We start from the raw sequence: 20353 nt of genomic DNA on the forward strand, positions 1-20353 counted from the left end.
TTGCGGTGCATGCTGGATCTCGCGGACGACAGCGCACTGTACGAGCTGCGCGGCACCATCTGGCGCCAGTCGACGGTTGACCCCTCGACTGCGTCCACGGTTCCCCACCTGATCCGCCTGCTGGACGACGCGGACGCCAACACCGCGCTCGTCCTGGACGTGCTCAGCGACCTCGCCCCGGCCGGCGACGTGCCGGCCGGGCTGCCGGTCTACCTGCGGCTGCTGGCCGCACACCCCGACCCCGACGTCCGGGTCGCGGCGGCCGGCACCGTCGGCGCCCTCGGCCCGGACGTCGCGGGCGGCGCGGTGGCGGCGCTGCGGCAGGCCGCCGGCGGGGACACCGGCGAGATCGTCCGGCTCGCCGCGATCAACGCGCTCGCGGCCCGGGGTGAGGCGGTCGAGGAGTATCTGGGCAACTCATCGCCGCTGGCTCGGCTCGGGGCGGCTCTGGTGCTGGCGCGCACTGGTGACGCTCTGCCGGAGACGGTCAGCGCTGTTCTGGAACGGGACACGCCCGCCTGTCTGGAAGCGATCGGCCGGCTGCCAAACTTCGACGACGATCCGCTGATCTGGGTGCTGCGGGAGCTGGAGCACCGGCGTGACCTGCAGACCGAGCTGGTCAGCGCGTGGCTGCGGCACCCGGACCCGGTGGTTCGTGAGGGTGCCGCGTACGCCGCTGAGGAACCACTGATGCACTGGCGGCCCGCCGCCGGACTGCTGGCGCCGCTGCTGGCCGGCGCCCTGAGCGATCCGGCGCCGAAGGTCCGGTACTGGGCCGTGCGCAACCTGTCCCACTCCGGGCGGATCACCGCTGCCCACGCCGATGATCTCGCGGCTACCGGGGAGCTTTCGGCCATGATCGCGCTGGCCGGGCTGGGTGATCCGCGCGCGGACGCGTACCTGGCCGGGCTGCTGCGGTCGCTGCCGGATGCTGACCTGGAACGGCTGGGTGCGGCGATCGAGGCGCTCGGACCGTGGGCGACCGGCTGCCGGGCGGTGATCCTGGACGCTGTGGAGGTCGCGCCGGCCGGGCCGGTGCGGACCGCGCTGATCCGGGCTGCCCAGCGCATGGATCTTCCGGTGGGTGACCTGGTGCCGATGCTGCGGCGGGAGGCTTCCACGGATCCGCTCACCGTTGCGGGCATCCTCGGGGATCTCGGACCGGACGCTGCGGACGCGCTGCCCGAGCTGGCGGTGCTGCGGAAGAGCGCTGACGCGCCGGTCCGTATTCGAGCGGCTCGGGCGCAGTGGCGGATCGCCGGCGACGATCTCCTTGCGGTGTTGCGTGCGGAGATCGCGGAGCCGGAGGCTCTGACGGTGCTCGCCGAGCTCGGCCCGGCCGGTGCGCCGCTTGCCGAGCTGTTGCCGCCGCTGTTCACCAGCACCGTGCGGGCGGCGGTGGCCTACTGGCACGTCACAGGCGATGCGGCGCCGGTGGTTCCGGTTCTGCTCCGCCATCTGACCGGCGGACCGTCCGGTCTGATCGCGGTGGAATGCCTGGGCACGATCGGACCGGCCGCCGAGGCGGCGGTTCCGGTGCTGCGGGCGGCGGTCGAGTCGCCGTACCGTCTTTCGCCCGCGGGCTATGACGGGGTTCGCCAGGACGAGGCGTGGCGCGACGCCTGCGCGGCAGCCCTGGCCCGCATCGGCTGATTCTGTCGTACCCGGCGGCTAGGTTGCCGGGCATGGTGGACGACCTGGCGACGGTGGACTGGGCTGCGCTGACCCATGCGTACGGGTCTGCGGACGACGTGCCGGACCTGCTGCGGGGCCTGGCCGAGGGCAGCGAGAAGGCTCTGACCGAGCTCTACGGCAACATCTGGCACCAGGGGACGGTGTATGAGGCGACGGCGTTTGCGGTGCCGTTCCTGATCCGCATCCTGGAGGCGCCGGCCGCCGACCCTGCAGGCGTGCTCGGCCTGCTCGGCTCGATCGCCCACGGCACCTCCTACATGGACGTGCACCGCGAGTTGCTGCCCAGCTCCCAGCGCGACACCGCCGAGACGCATTCGCAGATGGACGCCGAGCTCAGCTGGGTGGCGGCCGCAGCCCGAGCCGTGGCCGCCGGGACGCCGGTCTACCTGCGACTGCTCGCCGGCCACCCGGACGAGTCAGTCCGGGCTGCGGCCGCCCAGCTGCTGGGCGACATCGGCAGCGATTCCAACCGCACCGGCTCGCCTGATATCGGCTCGGCCGCGATTGCCGGGCTGCGGCGGGCCGCCGCCGGGGACCGCAGCGATCTGGTCCGGGCCCGTGCTGTCCTGTCGCTTCGCGCTGATACCGCGCCGTTCCTCGCCGACCCCGAGCCCCTCCCGCGCCTGGCCGCCGCGATCATGAACGCGGCGCCGGCCGAGCCGATGCCCGAGCCGGTCGCGCGGATCATCGAGCGGGAGGCGCCCGCCTGCCTGTCCCGGATCCAGCGGCTGCCCGGCGGTGGCAGCAACGGCCTGACCTGGGTCATCGACTCCGTCGCGCGGCACCCACAGCTGCAGATCCGGTTGCTCACCGCCTGGCTGCGGCATCCCGATAGACCGATCCGCGAGGCCGCCGCCCATGCTGTCACCGGGCCCTTGCACACCTGGCGGGCCGCTGCGGCCGGGCTCGTGCCCGCGCTGATCGCCGCCCAGCAGGACCCCAGCGAAGCAGTCCGCACGATCGCCCTGCAGCACCTGGCCGCCGCCGCACAGGCCGCCGCCGGCTTGGTACCGGCCGATGCCGGGCGGAAGGCCGCCGACCCTGAAGACTTGCCGCTGGCCGACGCCGGGCAGACGGCCGCCGACGCTGCCGACTTGCTGCCGGCCGACGCCGGGCAGACGGCCGCCGACGCTGCCGACTTGCTGCCGGCCGACGCCGGGCGGACGGCCGCTGACCTGTTGCTGGCTACCGCCGAGCGCGGGCCGATGCACGATGAGAGCCTGGTGTGGGCGTCCGACAGCACGGTGGGTGCCGCCGCGCTGACCGCGCTCTGCCGTCTGCGCGATCCCCGCGCCGACGCGGTGCTGGCCACGCTGCTTCAGCAGCGCCCGTTGCCGATGGCCGGGATGGAGGACGCCGTCGCGGCTCTCGGCCCGTGGGCGACGGCGTGCCGAGCGGTGATCATCGACGCGATCGAGGCGGCCGAGACCGGCTATCAGCGCGCCCGGCTGATCCGGGCGGCCGGGCGGCTCGGCGCCGATCCGGCCGCGCTCGCGCCCGTGCTGCGGCGGCAGGTGGCCGACCATCCGTACTCGGCGGGCACGCTACTCGGCGATCTCGGCCCGGCCGCCGCCGCGGCGCTGCCCGAGCTGACCGCGATGCGCGCCGGCGACGACCCCACACGGCAGCGGATCGCCGCGCGAGCGCTGTGGCGGATCACCGGCGACCTGGACGGTCTGCTCGCTCTACTCCGCGAGCAGATCCGTGAGCTTCACGCCCTCGAGATTCTGGCCGAGGTGGGCGCGGCTGGTTCCGCGCTCGCCGGGCTGCTTCCGCCGATGTTCGACAGCGACTACGAGTGGCGGGCCATCCACGCCGCCGCCGCTTACTGGCATCTCACCGGCGACGCCGAGCCGGTGGTCCCGGTGCTGCTCCGCTACGTCACCGCCGTCCCCTGGGGAGTGCTGGCCGTGCGCACGCTGGCCGCGATCGGACCGGCCGCCGCAGCTGCCGTCCCGCTGCTGCAGCAGCACGTCGACTCGCCGTACCGTGCCGTCGGCTGGCGCTGGGGCAGCTCCGACGGCCTGATCGCCGAGGACGACGGCTGGGTGGCGGCCTGCCGCTATGCGCTGGACCGGATCCGGAACGAGACACCCGATCCCGGCTGGCCGCAGGTGCAGCTGCCCGAAGCGACCCACCAACCGTGACGACCGGCCGACCGCAGGTGGCAAGTGCCCGAAGCGACCCACCAACCGTGACGACCGGCCGGCCGCACGTGGCAAGTGCCCGAAGCGACCGATCAACCGCGACGAAACGCGTGCGGCCGCCCGGAACACCAGGCGGCCGCACGCGGATTCACACTCAGTTCGCCGGCAGCAGCTTCCAGCCGGAGTCGCGGGCACGGGCCGCGGCCAGCAGCCCGGCCACCGCCGCCGCGTTCGTGATCTCGCCGCGGAAGATCATGGCGACGGCGTCGTCGAGGGCCACGCGCCGGACCTCCAGGTCGGCCTCCTCGGCGGTCCGGGCGTGCCGGTCCGCCTCGGGCACCGGCGCCAGGTCGCGGGCCAGGAACACCCGCACCCACTCGTCGGAGAACCCCGGCGACGTGTGCAGGTCGATCAGCGGCTCGATCCGGCCGGCCGTGAGGTCCGCCTCCTCGGCCAGCTCCCGCGCCGCGGTCAACGCCTCGTCCTCGCCCGCCACGTCACGCAGGCCGGCCGGAAGCTCCCAGAGCCGCTGCCGGACTGCATGCCGGTACTGCTTGATCAGCACGACCTTGTCGTCCTCGTCGAGGGCGACCACCACGACCGCGCCCTGGTTCTCCACCACGTCGCGATCGGCGGTGCTGCCGTCGGACATCGTCACGGCGTCGGTGAAGACCGTGAAGATCGCCCCTTCGAACCGTTCGACACGCGACACCGTCTCGTGCTCGAACGCCATGTCAGGACGCCTCGACCGGCTCGGCCGGCAGTTCGACGGGCAGCTCGTCGGCGGCGGCGTACGCGATCGCGGCCTTGACCAGACCGTCGAAGAGCGGGTGCGGCCGCGTCGGCCGGCTCTTCAGCTCGGGGTGCGCCTGGGTCGCCACGAAGTAGGGGTGGACGTCCCGGTCCAGCTCGATGAACTCGACGAGCCGGCCGTCCGGCGACGTCCCGGAGAACACCAGGCCGGCCTGCGCCAGCTTGTCCCGGAAGTCGTTGTTCACCTCGTAGCGGTGCCGGTGCCGCTCGGAGATCTCCGTCGCGCCATAGACCTCGGCGACGATGGAGCCCTCCTTGAGCGCGGCCGGGTAGGCACCGAGGCGCATCGTCCCGCCCAGGTCACCCTTGCCGGCGACGATGTCCTCCTGGTCGGCCATCGTGGAGATCACCGGGTAGGTCGCCTTCTCGTCGAACTCGACCGAGTTGGCGCCGGCCAGTCCCGCCAGGTTGCGGGCCGCGTCGATCGTCATGCACTGCAGCCCGAGACACAGTCCGAGAATCGGGATCTTGTTCTCCCGCGCGTACCGGGAAGTGTTGACCTTGCCCTCGATGCCGCGCACGCCGAAGCCGCCCGGGATCACGATGCCGTCGGCGCCCTTCAGGGCGGCCGCCGCGCCGGCCGGCGTGACGCAGTCGTCGCTCGGCACCCAGCGCAGCTTGATCTTCACGGTGTTGCCGAAGCCGGCCGCGCGGATCGCCTCGCTCACCGACAGATACGCGTCCGGCAGGTCCACGTACTTGCCGACCAGCGCGATCGTGATGGTCCGCTTCGGGTGGTGCACCCGCTCGAGCAGGTCGTTCCAGGTCTTCCAGTTCACATCCCGGAACGACAGGCCCAAGCGGCGTACGACGTACGCGTCCAGCCCTTCGTCGTGCAGCACCTTCGGGATGTCGTAGATGCTCGGCGCGTCCGGGCAGGCGATGACAGCTTCGGCGTCCACATCGCAGTAGAGCGCCAGCTTGTGCTTCATCTTCTCCGGGATCTCCCGGTCGCTGCGGCAGATCAGCGCGTCCGGCTGGATACCGATGTTGCGCAGCGCGGCCACCGAGTGCTGGGTCGGCTTGGTCTTCAGCTCGCCCGACGGCGCCAGGTACGGCACCAGCGAGACGTGCAGGTAGAAGACGTGGTCGCGGCCGACCTCGTGCCGCACCTGGCGGATCGCCTCGAGGAACGGCAGGGACTCCATGTCGCCGACCGTGCCGCCGACCTCGGTGATGACGACGTCCGGGACGTTGCCGTTCTCGTCCGGGTCGGCCATCGCGAAGATGCGGCTCTTGATCTCGTTGGTGATGTGCGGGATGACCTGCACGGTGTCGCCGAGGTATTCGCCGCGGCGCTCGCGGGCGATGACCGCCGAGTACACCTGGCCGGTCGTCACGTTCGCCTTGCCGGACAGGTCCCGGTCGAGGAAGCGCTCGTAGTGCCCGACGTCGAGGTCGGTCTCGGCGCCGTCCTCGGTGACGAAGACCTCACCGTGCTGGAACGGGTTCATCGTTCCCGGGTCGACGTTCAGGTACGGGTCGAGTTTCTGCATCACGACGCGCAGGCCGCGAGCGGTGAGCAGATTGCCCAGGCTGGAGGCGGTGAGGCCCTTGCCCAGAGAGGAGGCGACGCCCCCGGTGACGAAGATGTGCCGCGTGTCGCGCACTGTTGAGGCCAAGGCCCGCTCCCGTGGTCGCCGATCTTTCCAACTGTGAGGCCGGGGCAGCGCCCCATCCACGGGAGTTCACCGTAACACTGATTGCCGCGCGCGCCATGTTCGGGCTGGTCGGCGTGCGTGTCACCTTGGGCCGTTACGGCACCACTACTGGATCTTCGTCGGATTTGCGCAACGACGGTCCGCCCGGCCCGTCCGTTTCGCCCGGCGGCGGGGTCCGGTCAGCGGCGTGCAACAACACCCGCAACGCGGTCAGCACGGCCACCGGCACCGCCAGAGCCGCCGCCGCGCCGGCCGCACCCACGGCCGTGCCGCCGAGCACCCCGCCGATCAGCGTGGCCACCGCTGTGCCGGCCAGCCCCGCGCGGACCGCCGGATGCAGGCCGTAGACCCGGTTCAGCCCGCCCCACGGCGAGAACTGGCAGAACAGCAGCATCAGCGCACCGGCCAGCGCCAGCAGCGTCAGCGGGCTGTCCAGCAGCGCCTGCCCGTTCGCCGCGGCCGCCCGCTGCATCGCCGGTCCGGCGGTGCCGTTGCCCAGCGCCGTCAGGAAGCGTCCGAGCGTGCCCTGCTCCACCGGCAGCCGGCTCAGGTCGAGCATCGCGAACCCGGCTGTCACTGCGAGCCCGGCCACCGCGGCCCAGGCGAACCGCGGGAACGTCAGCCAGCCGCCCGTACTGATCGCCGCCGCCACGCACACCCCGGCCGTCACCGCGATCGCGCCCACCGGGTCCGCACCCAGGTACGGGCTGCCGACCATGACCACGCCGATCCCGCCGAAGAACACGATCACCACCGGCCGCCAGCGCCGGCTCACCCCCTGGGCCAGGCAGCCGGCCAGCAGCAGCAGACCGGCCACGAAGATCCCCAGCCCGACACTGCCCAGCCCGGCGTAGCGGACCCCGTGCAGCGCCGAGTACCCGGCCACCCCGTTGAGCTGGAGCCGGGCGCCGGTGAGCAGGTCCACGGCGACCACCAGGACGCTGATCGCCGCCACCGCCGCCATCGGCCAGAGGGTGAGCGGATAGCGCGGCGACAGCCGGATCAGCAGGGTGCCGAGCACCATCACCGCCGCCGTCGCCGACCCGAACACCCAGGCCGGGTGTTCGGCGTTCCACCACGGCACCAGGTCGGCGACCAGCGCCGCCGGAATGGCCAGGCCGGCCGCGATCAGCGCCGCCTCGGCCGCCGCGACCAGCCGGGCCGGTGGCAGCGGCGGACCGGCCGGGCCGGCGTGCCGGCGGGCCCGGATCAGCACCGGCACCACCGCGGCGAAGAGCACGAACTGCACGATCGCCAGCACGGTGAAGAAGATCTCGGCCACCCCGCGCTGGGCGATCGCCCGGCGGTCGGCGTCCTGGCTGCCCTGCATCGCGGCGGCCGGGTCAGCCGGGCGGCCCTCGGAGACCGTCGCCGCGTACCCGTTGAACAGCTTCTCCGGCGACGGCCGGCCCAGCGCCGACAGCACCGTGGGTGCCAGATCGACCAGTTGGAGGTAGCCGTCGCGGCCGGTGCCCGCCGAGGTCAGCCAGCCGCCCTCCCAGCCCGGTCCCTCGGCGATCGCCACGTGCAGCCGTGAGGTGCGCTCGGTCTCCGACACCCCGGCGATCACCATGAGTGACCGTTCCGGACGGGCGTCCAGCACCCGGGCCAGGGTCGCGTCGGCCGCGGCCACCGCAGCCTGCCGTTCCACGCCGCTGCCGGCGATCGTGCCCAGGTCGATGATGCTCAGCACACAGTCGTCGAGCAGCGAGGCCGGCTCATCGGGCAGTTCGGGCAGGTAGTTGTCGACCCGGCCGAACGGGCGGGCGGCTGCGATCGCCGCGCCCGGCCCGACGGCCACCGTGCAGCGCACCGACTCGGCCAGCGCGCCGGGCGTCGTGCCGTACGGCAACCGGTCCTGATTCGTCCGCACCACGGTCCGCTGGTCGACCAGGTTCGCCCCGAACCCGTCCGGCTGGGTCAACTCAGGCTCCGCCGGCGGGCACCGGCCGGTGACAGCACGGGTGTCCCAGGCCGCGTAGTTGCCCGCACCCAGCGTCAGCCAGCCGTCCGACGGGCAGGTCACCCCGTGCGCCGAACGCACCGACAGCCAGCCCACCGAACCGCGGGTCGCCTCCTGCCACAGTGCGGGGGTCCGCTGCGGGTCCAGGTCCTCCCAGCGCAGCCCGGCCGCGGCGGCCACCACCACGTAGTCGGCGCGGCCCCGGCGGTCCTGTTCGGCGGGGCTGATCGTCAGCCCGAGCAGGCTGGCCACCGCCACCAGCGCGACCAGCAGATACGGCACCCAGGCCCGGGGGCGGCGGCCGCGGCGGGTGCCGGGACGGCGTACCCGGCGCTGCTGGTCCAGCCACTCCGGGATCGCGATCACCGGCGAACCGCCGAGACCTCGGCATACGCGGCGCGTACGCCGGAAACCACATCGACCTCGGTCGGCCAGGTGGCGGCCTGCCGGGGCCCGCGGGCCGCGTAGTCGGCCCGCAGCTGCGGGTCGGCCAGCATCCGCCGCACCGCCTGGTCGAGCGCGTCCAGGTCCTTCGGCGGGATCAGCATCGCGGCGTCGCCGACCAGGCCCGGCAGCCCGCCGACCGCGGTCGTGATCAGCGGCACCCCGGCGTGCAGCGCCTCCTGCGCGAACAGCTGGCGCGCCTCCCAGTCACTGGTGACCACCGCCAGGTCCGCGCCGAGCAGCAGGTCCGGCACGTCGGTGCGGTGCCCGAGCAGGTGGAACGGCGCGTGCACCCGGGACGCCTGCTGCGCCAGCGGCATGTAGCTCGGCCCGGAACCGGCCACCGCCACCACCGGGGCCGGATCCAGCTCGCGCCACCGGGCCGCCGCGTCGACCAGCAGGTCGTAGTGCTTCTGCGGGTGCAGCCGGCCGACCGACAGGATCAGCGGCGTCTCCGGCTTGAGCCGGAACTCCGCGCGCACCGCCGCCCGCGAACGCCGCGGCGGCGCCATCTCCGGCGCGGCGACCGGCCCCAGCCGCGCGTTCTTCGCGCCGAGCGCGAGCGCGCGCTCCACCAGGTCCTCCGAGGCGCCGAGGGTCAGCGCGGCGTTGCGCGCCACGATCCGCTCGACCAGGGCGCCGGCCTGGCCGCGCAGGCCCTTGGCCAGCACGGCGTTGTGCCAGGAAGCGATCAGGGGTACGCCGGTGCGCGCGATCGACACCACGAAAGCAGCCCGCAGCCCGTGCGCGTGGATCACCTCAGCGTCCCGCCCGGCGATCGCCCGGCGCAGCGCCCGGATCGCGCCGGAGTCCTGCGGCCCCGGGTCGGCCGGGATCTCCACCGGCGCGAAATCCACCCCGGACGCGCTGAAGCCGTAGTGCTCGTCGGTGGCCGCCGGCCCGCAGACCAGCACCCGGCAACCGGCCGCCAGCAGGCCCCGGGCCAGCGAGGCGACGTGCCCGCCGGTGCCGCCGGTGGCGGATCCCAGCACCAGCACGACCGAGCCGCACCAACCGTCGTCGCCGCTCACGCCCTGTGTTCCTCCCTCGCGCACGTCGCCAAAAGCTTGTCATCGCCGGTGGCCGGGCCGGACACGGCCCCGGCGAGTCAGCGGCGCAGACGCCCGCGCAACTGCGCCACCAGCGGTTTCAGGTCCCGCCGGTCGAGCGCGAACGCCACCACGCCGAACACCACCACGACCGCGACACCGCCCAGCATGCCTTCCGCGAGCCGGGCGAACACCCCCGGGGTTGACCCGAACGCCGCGTCGAGGCCGGACACCACACCCCATCCGGCGGCCGCGGCCAGGCCACCGGCCAGTACCGCCGCCACGGTCGCCCGGGTCAGGCCGGCCAGCGCCTCCGGGCCGGCATGCCGGCGCACCGCCAGCACCAGCAGCACCGCGAGCACCGTCATCCCGATCGAGTTCGCCAGGCCCAGTCCGAAGACCTGCCGTTGCTCGCCGAGGCCGACGAACGCGAGTGCGGCAGCCGCCGCGACCACCCAGCCCGCGGCCGTGGCGAACGCTGCCGCCCGGGTCGCTCCCCGCGCGTAGAGCGCCCGCGACAACAACGCGAACAACGCGTAGCCGAACAGGCCGGGCGCGAACCCGACGATGCCCGACCAGGCCGGTTCGGCCTGCATCAGGGACGCGGCGGGCACGGCGAGCGCGGCGAGCGCGGCCGCGCCGAGACCAGCAAGAAGCATCACGGTACGCGCGGTCGACGCCAACGTCTCCCGATAGGTGCCCTCGTCACCGTGCTCCGCGGCGGCGGACAACCGGGGGTAGACCGCGGTGGCCAGCGGCACCGCGAGCACCGCCCAGGGCAGCAGGAACACCGTCTGCGCCGAGTTGTAGAGGGTGAGCCCGCCACCGGCCACCAGCGCGACCACGACCAGCAGCATCACCTGCTGGGAGCCGACGGTGACCGCACCCGCCCAGCCGAGCCGGACCGCCTTGCGCCCCTCACCGGCCGGGAACCGCAATGCCGGCCGCAACCGCACGCGCAGCCGCCGCATCGGGATCACCAGACACAGCGAGAGCACCACGACGCCGAGGGTGGTGCCCACCGACAGGGTCAGCTGCCCGGCCGTGGACAGGCCGGGCAGATCGCTCCGGGCGCCGTCGATCACCGCGTAGGTGAGGTAAGCCCCCATCACGGTCACGCTGGACAGCAGCGGGGCGATCACCGGCCAGGCGAACCGGTGATGGGCCTGCAGCACGCCGGTCAGCACGATGCCGATGCCGTAGAGCGGCAGCTGCGGCGCGAAGACCCGCAGCATGGCGGCGACGGTCTCCTGCTGGTCGGCGGGCACATCCGGCAGCAGGGCCGCGATCGGCCCGGCGAGGAGCGCGACCAGCACGGCCAGCGGGATGAGCAGCAACAGGACCCAGGTCAGCAGGGCCGAGGCGACGGCGTTCACCCGGCGGTGGTCGCCGGCCGACACCGAACCGGCCAGCAGCGGCACGACCAGGCTGGCCAGGGCGCCCCCGGCGACCAGCTCGAAGACGATGTTCGGGATGACGTTGGCGGCGTTGTAGCCGTCGCCCAGAGCACCGTACCCGACCGTGCTGTTGAAGACGAAGGTCCGGCCGAAGCCGGCCAGCCGGGCCACCACGGTCAGAACGGTGATCAGGGCGGCCGCACCGGCGATCTTCGCCGCGGTCCCGACAGCTGGTTTACCACCGGCGACCGGCGGCTCCGCCCCGGCGGCCGACGAGTCCCCGCCGGTGGCCGACGAGTCCACGCCGGTGGCGGGCGGCTTCACGCCGGTGGCCGGCGGCCGAGCTCGTCGAGGCGCCGCAGCCACGGCGTGTCCTGAATGACCTTGGTGAAGCTGACCTTCTCGCTGGCCGCGGTCAGCGCGGCCAGCCCGGCCAGCGCCACCGCCCGCCCCGCCGTCCCGGTACGCGCCGTCAGCGCCACCCCGAGCAGCGCGCCCAGCGCGTTCGCCCCGGAGTCCCCGAGCATGATCTCCTCGTTCAGATCAGCCGGCAGCAGCGCCGAGCCGGCGCCCAGCGTCCCGGCCGTCATCGACGCGTTGCGGCCCACCGCCAGCGGCGCGCCGATGATCATCCCAGCCTTGATCGCCCGCCCCGGGCGCAGATCCAGCAGGTTCAGCAGGTTCGCCGTCCCCGCGATCACCCCGGCGCCCAGCAGCACGTCCACGCCGCGCCCGAACCGCCCGGACCGCCGGCTGCCGACCAGAGCCGACGCCGCCAGCCCGGCCGCGCCCACGCCGGCGATCTTCACGAGGCCGCTGGTGACCCGCCCCTCGCGCAGCGCGCCGAGGTGCCCGGCGAAGCCCTTCGCCGCCTTCTGCTCGGGCCGGTTGCCGACGACGTCGTCGTAGAAACCGACCGCCCCGCTCACCGTCCCGGCCGTCACCGCCGCGGCCGCCAACCTGCGGTCGCGGGCTCCGGAAGCGGCGCCGAACGTGGCGCCCAGCGCGAGTGCCGGGCCACCGGCCAGCGACACGGTACGCCCGTGGAAGTTGGTCCGGCGCAGCTCACCCGCGTTCGGGTCGCGGCGCACCCAGGCGAGCGTGGTCCGGGCGACTGACGCGCCGATGCCGAACGAGCGGAGGAAAGCCATGGCCGAGAAGTCTAGACGCGGCTACTGCAGCGGCGCCGGGACCATCGAGGTGGCGCCCGCGGCGAGTCCGTACTGACCGACCCGGTCCAGCACCAGCCGCTCGTACGTCGCCATCCCGGTGGCCACCTGGCCCTGCACGGTGCTCACGTTGTCCACCGTGGAGATCTCCTTGACCAGCGCCGGGTCGTTGCGCACCCCGGACACCAGGTTGCCCTCGCCGGCGCTGTCGCCGGCCACCACCAACGGCCGGGTCCGGCCGAACTGGTCGGCCATGGTGACCGCAGCCTGGCTCTTCTTGCCGGCTTCCTTGTCGGTCGCCGGCGGGCCGGCCACCAGCACGATCGCCTCCGCGCCGCCGGTCGCCTTCTCCGCGACGGTGACGTAGCCCGGCTGCGAGAAGGCGGTCAGCACGGCGGTCACGTCGTCCGCGGTCGGCGACGCGGCGGCGCCCTGCTGCAGGGTGAGCGCGAGCAGCGCGCTCGCCGTCTCCACACCGTCGCTGTTGTTGGGCAGCCCGGTCACCGGGATGCTCGGCTGCGACGACGCGTGCGCCAGGTCGAGCAGCTCGTTGGCGTTGGCCGTCTCGAAGAACTTCGTCTCCACGGTCACCCGGGCGGTCACCGTCGCACCGGCCACGTTCAGCATCTCGAGGACGCCCTCGGACGAGTCACCGGCCTCCGGCAGCGTCACCACGGCCACCTTGCGCCCGGCCAGCTTGCCGGCCAGACCGTACGGCGCCATCTCCCGGGCGAACTCCTGGTTGCGGCTCAGCTCGTCACGCGCCTGGGTGACCTGGTCCCGCTTGAGGTCGTTGTCCTTCTTCAGGGCGCTCAGGTTGTCCTTCAGGTTCTCCGAGACCGGGCCGTTGAGGGCGGCGGTGCCGACCACCAGGCCGATCGCGAGCGCCAGGAAGACCGCGGTGAGCGACACCACGTGGTACCGGAAGTTGATCACGATGCCCTCAGAAAAGATTGCCCAGCTGGAAGACGAAATTGTCCCACCACTCGGACACCACGGTGAGATACGCCTTCCCCACCGTCGATACCGCGACCGCCGACGCCATCGCCGCCATCGCGGACAGGACCAGGAGCAGCAGCGCCGACCCGGAGATGTTCTGCCGGTACAGCCGGCTCACACCTTTCGCGTCGACCAGTTTCCCGCCGACCTTCAGGCGGGTCAGGAAGGTGGAGGCCATGCCGCCGCGGCCCTTGTCCAGGAACTCCACCAGGTTCGCGTGGGTGCCGACCGCCACGATCAGTGACGCGCCCTTCTCGTCGGCCAGCAGCATCGCCAGATCCTCGCTGGTCGCCGCGGCCGGGAAGGTCAGCGCGTCGACGTCCAGGTTCTTCACGCGCTCCAGGCCGGGGGCGCGCCCGTCCGGGTACGCATGCACGACGACCTCGGCGCCGCAGCGCAGCACGTCGTCGGTGACCGAGTCCATGTCGCCGATGATCAGATCGGGGGTGTACCCGTTCTCCACCAGGGCGTCGGCCCCGCCGTCCACGCCGATCAGGACCGGCTTGTACTCACGGATGTAGGGCCGCAGGACGTCCAGGTCTTCCTTGTAGTCGTAGCCGCGGACCACGATCAGCACGTGCCGGCCGGCGATGCTGGTCTGCACGTCGGGCACACCGACACCGTCGAGGAGCAGGTCGCGTTCCTGCTTCAGATAGTCCATGGTGTTCGCCGCGAACGCCTCGAGCTGCACGGACAGGCCCTCACGGGCGTCCGCCATGGCCTTGGCCACCGACTCCGCGTCCTGCCGCTCACCGCTCGCCACCGGAGCGCCGTCGAGCAGCACCGTGCCGCCCTCGATGCTGACGATCTGACCCTCGCGGATCCCCTGGAAGACCTCCTCGCCGAGGTTGTCGACCAGGATCACGCCGCCCTGGATCAGCACCTCGGGCCCCAGGTTCGGATACCGCCCGGAGATCGACGGCTTCACGTTGAGCACCGCGGTCACCCCGGCCGCCACCAGCGAATCGGCGGCCACCCGGTCGAGGTCGACGTGGTCGATCACCGCGATCTCACCGGGCCGCAGCCGGCCGGTCAGCCGCTTGGTCCGCCGGTCCAGCCGGGCCAGCCCGGAGACCGGGCCCGGCTCGGTCGAGCGGGTCCGGCGCAGCGTGGGAATCGGAAGTCGCATCCCGGCCATCCTGACACGCCGTCGCACGCCGTCCCCTCGCGACATGCGCCAGCTCACTGACAAGACGGACAAGTCAGGATTATTCACGAGGTGGAGATCACCTGCCTCCCTTGCGCGACGACCCACTCAAGGTCGGTCGTGAATAATCCTGATCAGGCACGTTTCTCCCGAGCAGCTACCGACAGCAACTCCTCAGCGTGTGCAATACCAAGATCAGAATCGGGCAGACCGGCCAGCATCCGGGACAACTCACGCGCCCGCTCGGTCTCCTCGACGATCCGCACGCCACTCGTCGTGATCGCGCCACCGGTGTCCTTCGCGACCACGAGATGGCGATCGGCGAACGCCGCGACCTGCGGCAGGTGCGTCACGACCAACACCTGATGCGTACGCGCCAACCGCGCCAACCGCCGCCCGATCTCCACCGCGGCCGTCCCGCCCACCCCGGAGTCCACCTCGTCGAACACCAGGGTCGGCGGCCCACCCGCACCGGCGAACACCACCTCGATGGCCAGCATCACCCGGGACAGCTCGCCCCCGGAAGCGCCCTTCTGCAGCGGCAGCGCCGGCGCACCCGGGTGAGCCAGCAACCGCAGCTCCACCTCGTCGGCGCCGTCCGCACCGGCCGCCAGGTCCACCCCGTCGACCGTCACCGTCGGCTCGTCCCGCGACGGCGGCCGGGTCAGCACCGCCACCTCGACCCGCGCGTGCGGCATCGCCAGCCCGGCCAGCTCCACGCTGACCGCCTCGGAGAACCGGCCCGCCGCCTCCCGCCGCGCCGCCGTCAACCGCCCAGCCAGCTCACCGACCGTCGCCGCCAGCCGCTGCCGCTCCTTGTCCAGCTCGTCCAGCAGCTCGTCGGAGTTGTCCAGCTCGCTCAGCTTGGTCCGCGCGTTCTCCGCCCAGGCGATCACACCGTCGATGTCGTCCGCATATTTCCGGGTCAGCGCCCGCAGCGCGGCCCGCCGCTCGTAGATCGCCTCGAGCCGGGCCGGATCCGCGTCCAGCGTCCCCAGATAGGCCGACAGCTCGGAGGAGACGTCCCCGACCAGGGTGGCCGCCTCCTCGATCCGGGCGGCCAGATCACCGAGCGACGAATCCACCGCCGACTGACCCTCCAGGGTCCGGCGGGCCAGACCGAGCAGCTGAGTCGCATCCGGGGTGTCGTCGGCCGCCTCCACCCCACCGGCCAGAGCCTGCGCCGCCAGCGTCGCCGCGACCCGCAGCCCCTCGGCGTGCTCGAGCCGCTGCACCTCGTTACGCAGGTCGTCGTCCTCACCGGGCTGCGGATCCACCCGGGTGATCTCGTCCAGGCCCAGCTTCAGCAGGTCGGCCTCCTGCGAGCGCTGCCGCGCGTTGCGCCGCCGGTCGGCCAGATCCTCGACCACCGCGCGCCACCGCGTGAACGCCTCCCGATAGCCCTCCAGCAGCTTCTCGTGCTCCGGCCCGGCGAACCGGTCCAGCGCCGAACGCTGCTCCGATGGCCGCAGCAGCCGCAACTGGTCGGACTGCCCGTGCACCGCGAGAACCTGCTCGCCCAGCTCGCTGAGCGTCGACACCGGCATGCTGCGCCCGCCGACGTGCGCCCGGGACCGGCCCTCGGCCGTCACCGTGCGGCTCAGCAGCACCGAGCCGTCGTCGTCGGCCTCACCACCGGCGTCGGTGATCCGGGTCCGCACCGCGTCGCCCAGGGTGCCACCCAGCTTCAGCCGGCCCTCCACCACCGCACGGCCCGGGTCGGCCCGCACCCGCCCGGCGTCGGCCCGGCCACCGAAGAGAAGTCCGAGACCGGTCACGACCATGGTCTTACCGGCACCGGTCTCACCGGTGATCACATTCATTCCGGACGTGAGCCGCAGCGTGGTGTCGTCGATGACGCCGAGCCCGGTGATGCGCAGTTCCTCCAGCACAGGGCAGACAGTATCGGGACCCACCGACAAATGCCCACCGCGGGTAAGCAGGGCCGCCCCGAAGATCAGCGTCGATTGCCCCGCCAGCCGACGACCGGCAACTCGAACTTCGCGACCAGCGTGTCGGTGAACGGACGCGGCGCCAACCGCACCAACCGGACCGGCAGCTGACCCCTTTCGACCGTCACCTTCGAGCCCGGCGGCAGGTCCCAGGTGCGACGCCCGTCACAACAGAGCACCGCAAAAGACGTGTACGGGTCGACCGTCAGCACGAACGTCGACGTCGGCGCGGTGACCAGCGGCTTGCTGAACAGCGCGTGCGCACTGATCGGCACCAGCAGCAGCGCCTCCACCTCGGGCCAGACCACCGGTCCGCCGGCCGAGAACGCGTACGCCGTCGACCCCGTCGGTGTGGCGCAAACCACACCGTCACAGCCGTACCGTGACAGCGGCCGCCCGTCGACATCGACCAGGAGCTCGAGCATCTGCGCCCGCTGCCCCTTCTCCACAGTCACCTCGTTGAGCGCCCACGACTCGGCGATCAGCCGCCCGTCGTACTCCGCCCGCACATCCAGCGTGAGCCGCTCGTCCACCTGGTACTCACCGGCCACCACCTCGGCCACCGCCTGGTCGATGTGCTCGATCTCCGCCTCGGCGAGGAAGCCCACCTTGCCCAGGTTGATGCCGAGCAGCGGCGCCTTCACCGGCCGGGCCAGCTCGGCGGCCCGCAGGAACGTGCCGTCACCGCCGAGCGCCAGCACGATCTCCACGTCGTCGGCGGCGCTCGGCCCCTCGACCGGTTTCACTCCCGGCGGCATGTCCAGGTCGGCGACCTCGTCCAGAATCACCCGCACCTCGAACCCGGCGGCGATCAGGTCCAGCGCCACCGCGCGGGCGTGCTGCGTACTCTGCCGACGCCCGGTGTGCGTCACCAGCAGGGCCGAGCGGGTCATTTCTCCTCCTTGTCGAGGTGCCCACCTGCGGGCCCGGCAGCGACGACCGCCTCGATACGCGCCTTGTCGGCGGGCGGCGCGTCCCGCCGGAACCACACGAAGAACTCCACGTTGCCGCTCGGCCCGGGCAGCGGGCTCGCGGTCACGTCCACCACGCCCAAACCGAGCTCGGCGGCGGCAGCTGCGACGTCCAGCACGGCCTCGGCACGCAACCGCCAGTCGCGCACCACGCCGCCCGCGCCGACCCGCTCCTTGCCCACCTCGAACTGCGGCTTCACCATCAGCGCCAGGTCGCCGTCCGGCCCGGTGCAGGCCGCCAGCGCGGGCAGCACCAGCCGCAACGAGATGAACGAGAGGTCCGCCACGGTCAGATCCACCGGCCCGCCGATCGCCTCCGGCGTCAACGTCCGCACATTGGTACGTTCCTGCACCACGACCCGCTCATCGGTGCGGATCGGCCAGGCCAGCTGCCCGTACCCGACATCGACCGCAACCACCTGCCGCGCCCCGGCGCGCAGCAGCACGTCGGTGAAGCCGCCGGTGGAGGCGCCGGCGTCGAGGCACCGCCGCCCCTCGACGCCGAGCCCCGCGAACGCCTTCAGCGCCCCCGCCAGCTTGTGCCCACCCCGGGACACATACTCGGTCTGCGGATCCTCCCCGGTCACCACGACCGGGTCGGCCGGGTCCACCATCGCCGCCACCTTCTGCGCGACGATGCCCCGGACCTGCACCCGGCCGGCCGCGACGAGCGCGGCGGCCTGTTCCCGGGAACGAGCAAGCTTGCGGCGGACGAGCTCAGCGTCCAGTCGCGCACGGCGGGCCATCAAAGATCCTTCTGCGTACGGGTATCAGCGGTCGATGCTCGCCAGGGTCTCCTGGAGCACCTGGTGCGCGGCCTCGTACTCAGCAATCTGCTCCCCCGGCGCGAGCCGCGCGGCATTGGCGAGCGACCGTAACACCGCGTCCACCGCCGGATGCCCCGTATCCTCCCCGTTCCCACCCGGCCCGCCGGGCTCGCCCACGCTCCCGGCGACTCCGCCCGGCTGTACACCGGGCGAAGGCGCGGGCCGGTAGCCACCCGGCGGCGGCGCAGGCCGATACCCGCCGGGCGGCGGACCCGGACGCGGGCCGGGCTGTGTGGAGTTCGGGAACGTCACGGGATCACGCCTCCGGGGTTTCGTTCCGGCCGGCGTTCTCCGCCGGCGTCGGCTGGGTAGGCACCTGCGCCGCCTTCTTCGCCGGCGCCCGACCCGCAGCACCACGCCGAGCCGTCTTGGCCGGCGCAGCCGCGTCCGTGTTCTTAGCCGGCGCAGCCGCATCCGTGGTCTTGGCCGGTACAGCCGCGTTTGCAGTCTTGGCCGGCGAGGCCGCCGTCTTGCGGGCCGCAGCCTTCCGCGGCGCCGCCGCAGTGCTGGTCTCACCCTTCGGCTGGGCCGCAGCCTTCCGCGGCGCCCGCTTGCGCGCCGCCGCCGACGCGGCCGGTGCTGCCTGCTCCGGCTCGACAAACGCCAGAGCCGTCTGCTTCTTCGGCTCAGCCGCCGGAGACGCCTGCTTCGTGGACTCAGCCGCCACGGATGCCGGCTTCGGCTCAGCAACAGCCGAGGCCGTCTGCTTCGCCGGCTCGGCCACCGCCGGAGCCGCCGCGCGCGAGGCCTGCTCCGGCACAGTCACCGGCGGCAACTCAGTGGCCGCCGCAGCTTCCGTCACCACGCTCACCGGAGCGGCCGCAGTCCCAGCCGGCGCCGTCTGGTCCAGCGCCGGCTCCGCCCCCGTAGCCGGCGCTGCAGCCCGCTTGGCCACAGCCTTCTTAGCCGGCGCCCGCTTGGCCACCGGCGCCGAACCTCCAGCCGCCTTGGTCGCCGGGCCACGCGCAGCCTTGGCCGCCGCCGGACCACCCGCAGCCTTGGCCGGCGCGGAACCACCCACAGCCTTAGCCGGCGTCACCGCAGCCTTCTTGGCCGGCGCACGCTTCACCGGCGCCCGCTTAGCCGGAGCCGGCCCCTCCGACGCGACCGGAGCAGCCGGCGCCGCCGCAGCCGCGTCACCCGTACGCTTAAGGGCAGCCTTGGTCGGTGCCCGCTTGACCGCCTTCTTGGCCGGTGCAACCGGCCCCGCCGAAGCCGCCTCGACATTCCCGGACGGCTCAGCCGGCCCGGTCCCCGCCGCCGGCATCGCGTTCGGCTTGGCCTTGACCGCCTTCTTCGCCACCGCCTTCTTGGCCGGTGCCGGCCGCGGCACCGGCGCCGGCTTCTCCAGCCGCGTCCCGGTGGTCGTGCCCTCCGCAGTCGTGGCCCGCGCCTCGCGCAGCTGCCGCTCCAGGTCGTGCACGCGCGTAGTCAGATCGGAAACCTCGTCGACCGTGGCCAGACCGACCCGCCCGAGCGCCCGGTCCACCTCGTAGCGGACGATGTTCGTCAACGCCTCGCGGTTCGCCACCCCGGCCGAGACCAGGTCTTCCACCAGTCCTTGCAGTTGCGCAGCCGTCGCACCGCCCTTGTTGAGCAGTTCCCCGGCGACCTGTTGCGCTTTCTTACGTGGGGCCTCCGTCAGCCCGAGCGCCAGGTCCAGATACGCCCGCCATGCATCCGCCATGATCTCGCCTCCTCTCGCCGCGTCGGGTGCCACGCTACCGGGCACCCCCGATAACTTCCTGAGGTACCGTGCTGGTGTCGTGAGGGAGGGTGCGAATGGCCACCGTGGACGAGTGCCGCCAAGCGCTGCACGATCTGGCTGCGAGACTTGACCGCAACGCCGAGGCGCAGGGCAAGCTCGACCTCGACCGGTCACTCGCCTGCCGGGTCACCGACCTCGAGACGGCCTTCCACGGCCGGCTGGTCGGCGGCCGCCTGGTCGACATCGCCGACGGCGACGACCCCCGGGCGAAGATCGCGTTGATCGCCGCAAGCGACGATCTGATCAAGCTGATCCGCGGCGAGCTGGACGTCACACGGGCCATCGCGACGCGGCAGATCGCCATCAAGGCGAACCCGTTCGACCTGCTCAAGCTCCGCAAGCTCCTCTGAC

General features: G+C 72.9%; 14 protein-coding genes and 1 pseudogene. 3 read left to right on the plus strand and 12 right to left on the minus strand.

Annotation, left to right across the window (positions count from 1 at the left end; all coding sequences use genetic code 11):
* The first annotated feature begins 9 nt into the window (after positions 1–9).
* Together OHA21_RS27950 and OHA21_RS27955 are read left to right on the plus strand one after the other, a co-directional pair.
* The gene (locus tag OHA21_RS27950) at positions 10–1653 is read left to right on the plus strand and encodes a HEAT repeat domain-containing protein (RefSeq protein ID WP_328459761.1); all 1644 of its coding nucleotides are present in this window, start codon (positions 10–12) and stop codon (positions 1651–1653) included.
* Between the two features lie 32 nt (positions 1654–1685).
* A complete protein-coding gene (locus OHA21_RS27955; protein WP_328459763.1) occupies positions 1686–3842 on the plus strand; it encodes a HEAT repeat domain-containing protein in 2157 nt (718 codons plus the stop codon).
* A 154-nt stretch (positions 3843–3996) separates the two neighbouring features.
* Here OHA21_RS27955 and OHA21_RS27960 read toward each other — a convergent pair whose 3' ends face one another.
* The 12 genes and pseudogenes from OHA21_RS27960 to OHA21_RS52805 form a co-directional block, all read right to left on the minus strand.
* Positions 3997–4575 carry an NUDIX hydrolase gene (locus tag OHA21_RS27960; RefSeq protein WP_328459765.1) on the minus strand — a complete coding sequence of 193 codons (579 nt, stop codon included), beginning with the start codon at positions 4573–4575 and terminating at the stop codon, positions 3997–3999.
* A gap of 1 nt (position 4576) precedes the next feature.
* Positions 4577–6277 carry a CTP synthase gene (locus OHA21_RS27965; RefSeq protein WP_328459767.1) on the minus strand — a complete coding sequence of 567 codons (1701 nt, stop codon included), beginning with the start codon at positions 6275–6277 and terminating at the stop codon, positions 4577–4579.
* 133 nt (positions 6278–6410) lie between these two features.
* Positions 6411–8624 (minus strand): hypothetical protein, encoded by a 2214-nt coding sequence (locus OHA21_RS27970; protein WP_442875177.1) that lies wholly within the window; start codon positions 8622–8624, stop codon positions 6411–6413.
* Positions 8625–8641: 17 nt separating this feature from the next.
* The gene (locus OHA21_RS27975; protein WP_328459769.1) at positions 8642–9754 is read right to left on the minus strand and encodes a glycosyltransferase family 4 protein; all 1113 of its coding nucleotides are present in this window, start codon (positions 9752–9754) and stop codon (positions 8642–8644) included.
* A gap of 77 nt (positions 9755–9831) precedes the next feature.
* Positions 9832–11535, minus strand: a complete 1704-nt coding sequence (gene murJ, locus OHA21_RS27980; RefSeq protein ID WP_328459771.1) for a murein biosynthesis integral membrane protein MurJ — start codon at positions 11533–11535, stop codon at positions 9832–9834.
* Entirely contained in the window at positions 11490–12320 is an 831-nt protein-coding gene (locus OHA21_RS27985; protein WP_328459773.1) for a hypothetical protein, read from the minus strand. Before OHA21_RS27985 ends, murJ begins: the two co-directional genes overlap by 46 nt.
* Positions 12321–12341: 21 nt before the next feature.
* Positions 12342–13274: a copper transporter gene (locus OHA21_RS27990; protein ID WP_328459775.1), complete on the minus strand. Its 933-nt coding sequence runs from the start codon at positions 13272–13274 to the stop codon at positions 12342–12344.
* Positions 13275–13281: 7 nt separating this feature from the next.
* Positions 13282–14475, minus strand: coding sequence for a putative cytokinetic ring protein SteA (gene steA / locus OHA21_RS27995; RefSeq protein WP_328478575.1), 1194 nt, complete (start codon positions 14473–14475; stop codon positions 13282–13284).
* 143 nt (positions 14476–14618) lie between these two features.
* Positions 14619–16376 carry a DNA repair protein RecN gene (recN, locus tag OHA21_RS28000; protein ID WP_328459776.1) on the minus strand — a complete coding sequence of 586 codons (1758 nt, stop codon included), beginning with the start codon at positions 16374–16376 and terminating at the stop codon, positions 14619–14621.
* 65 nt (positions 16377–16441) lie between these two features.
* Positions 16442–17329 carry an NAD kinase gene (locus OHA21_RS28005; protein WP_328459778.1) on the minus strand — a complete coding sequence of 296 codons (888 nt, stop codon included), beginning with the start codon at positions 17327–17329 and terminating at the stop codon, positions 16442–16444.
* Complete coding sequence (locus tag OHA21_RS28010) at positions 17326–18153, minus strand: TlyA family RNA methyltransferase (protein WP_328459780.1); 828 nt, start codon at positions 18151–18153, stop codon at positions 17326–17328. The genes OHA21_RS28005 and OHA21_RS28010 overlap by 4 nt, the downstream gene beginning before the upstream one ends.
* 1123 nt (positions 18154–19276) lie before the next feature.
* A pseudogene (locus OHA21_RS52805) lies at positions 19277–19921 on the minus strand (phasin family protein); the annotation flags it as partial.
* 95 nt (positions 19922–20016) lie between these two features.
* Here OHA21_RS52805 and OHA21_RS28020 point away from each other — a divergent pair.
* Positions 20017–20352: an SCP2 sterol-binding domain-containing protein gene (locus OHA21_RS28020; protein ID WP_328459784.1), complete on the plus strand. Its 336-nt coding sequence runs from the start codon at positions 20017–20019 to the stop codon at positions 20350–20352.
* The last annotated feature ends 1 nt before the right edge of the window (position 20353 follow it).

Origin of the sequence: Actinoplanes sp. NBC_00393, assembly GCF_036053395.1 — a bacterium.
GTDB lineage: Bacteria > Actinomycetota > Actinomycetes > Mycobacteriales > Micromonosporaceae > Actinoplanes.

Excerpts from the sequence above, each read along its gene's own strand:
- OHA21_RS28020 (WP_328459784.1), top strand. The coding sequence starts at position 20,017 with ATGGCCACCGTGGACGAGTGCCGCCAAGCGCTGCACGATCTGGCTGCG.
- OHA21_RS27960 (WP_328459765.1), bottom strand. The coding sequence starts at position 4,575 with ATGGCGTTCGAGCACGAGACGGTGTCGCGTGTCGAACGGTTCGAAGGG.
- OHA21_RS27985 (WP_328459773.1), bottom strand. The coding sequence starts at position 12,320 with ATGGCTTTCCTCCGCTCGTTCGGCATCGGCGCGTCAGTCGCCCGGACC.
- OHA21_RS27950 (WP_328459761.1), top strand. The coding sequence starts at position 10 with ATGCTGGATCTCGCGGACGACAGCGCACTGTACGAGCTGCGCGGCACC.
- OHA21_RS27955 (WP_328459763.1), top strand. The coding sequence starts at position 1,686 with ATGGTGGACGACCTGGCGACGGTGGACTGGGCTGCGCTGACCCATGCG.
- OHA21_RS28010 (WP_328459780.1), bottom strand. The coding sequence starts at position 18,153 with ATGGCCCGCCGTGCGCGACTGGACGCTGAGCTCGTCCGCCGCAAGCTT.
- steA (WP_328478575.1), bottom strand. The coding sequence starts at position 14,475 with ATGGCCGGGATGCGACTTCCGATTCCCACGCTGCGCCGGACCCGCTCG.
- OHA21_RS28005 (WP_328459778.1), bottom strand. The coding sequence starts at position 17,329 with ATGACCCGCTCGGCCCTGCTGGTGACGCACACCGGGCGTCGGCAGAGT.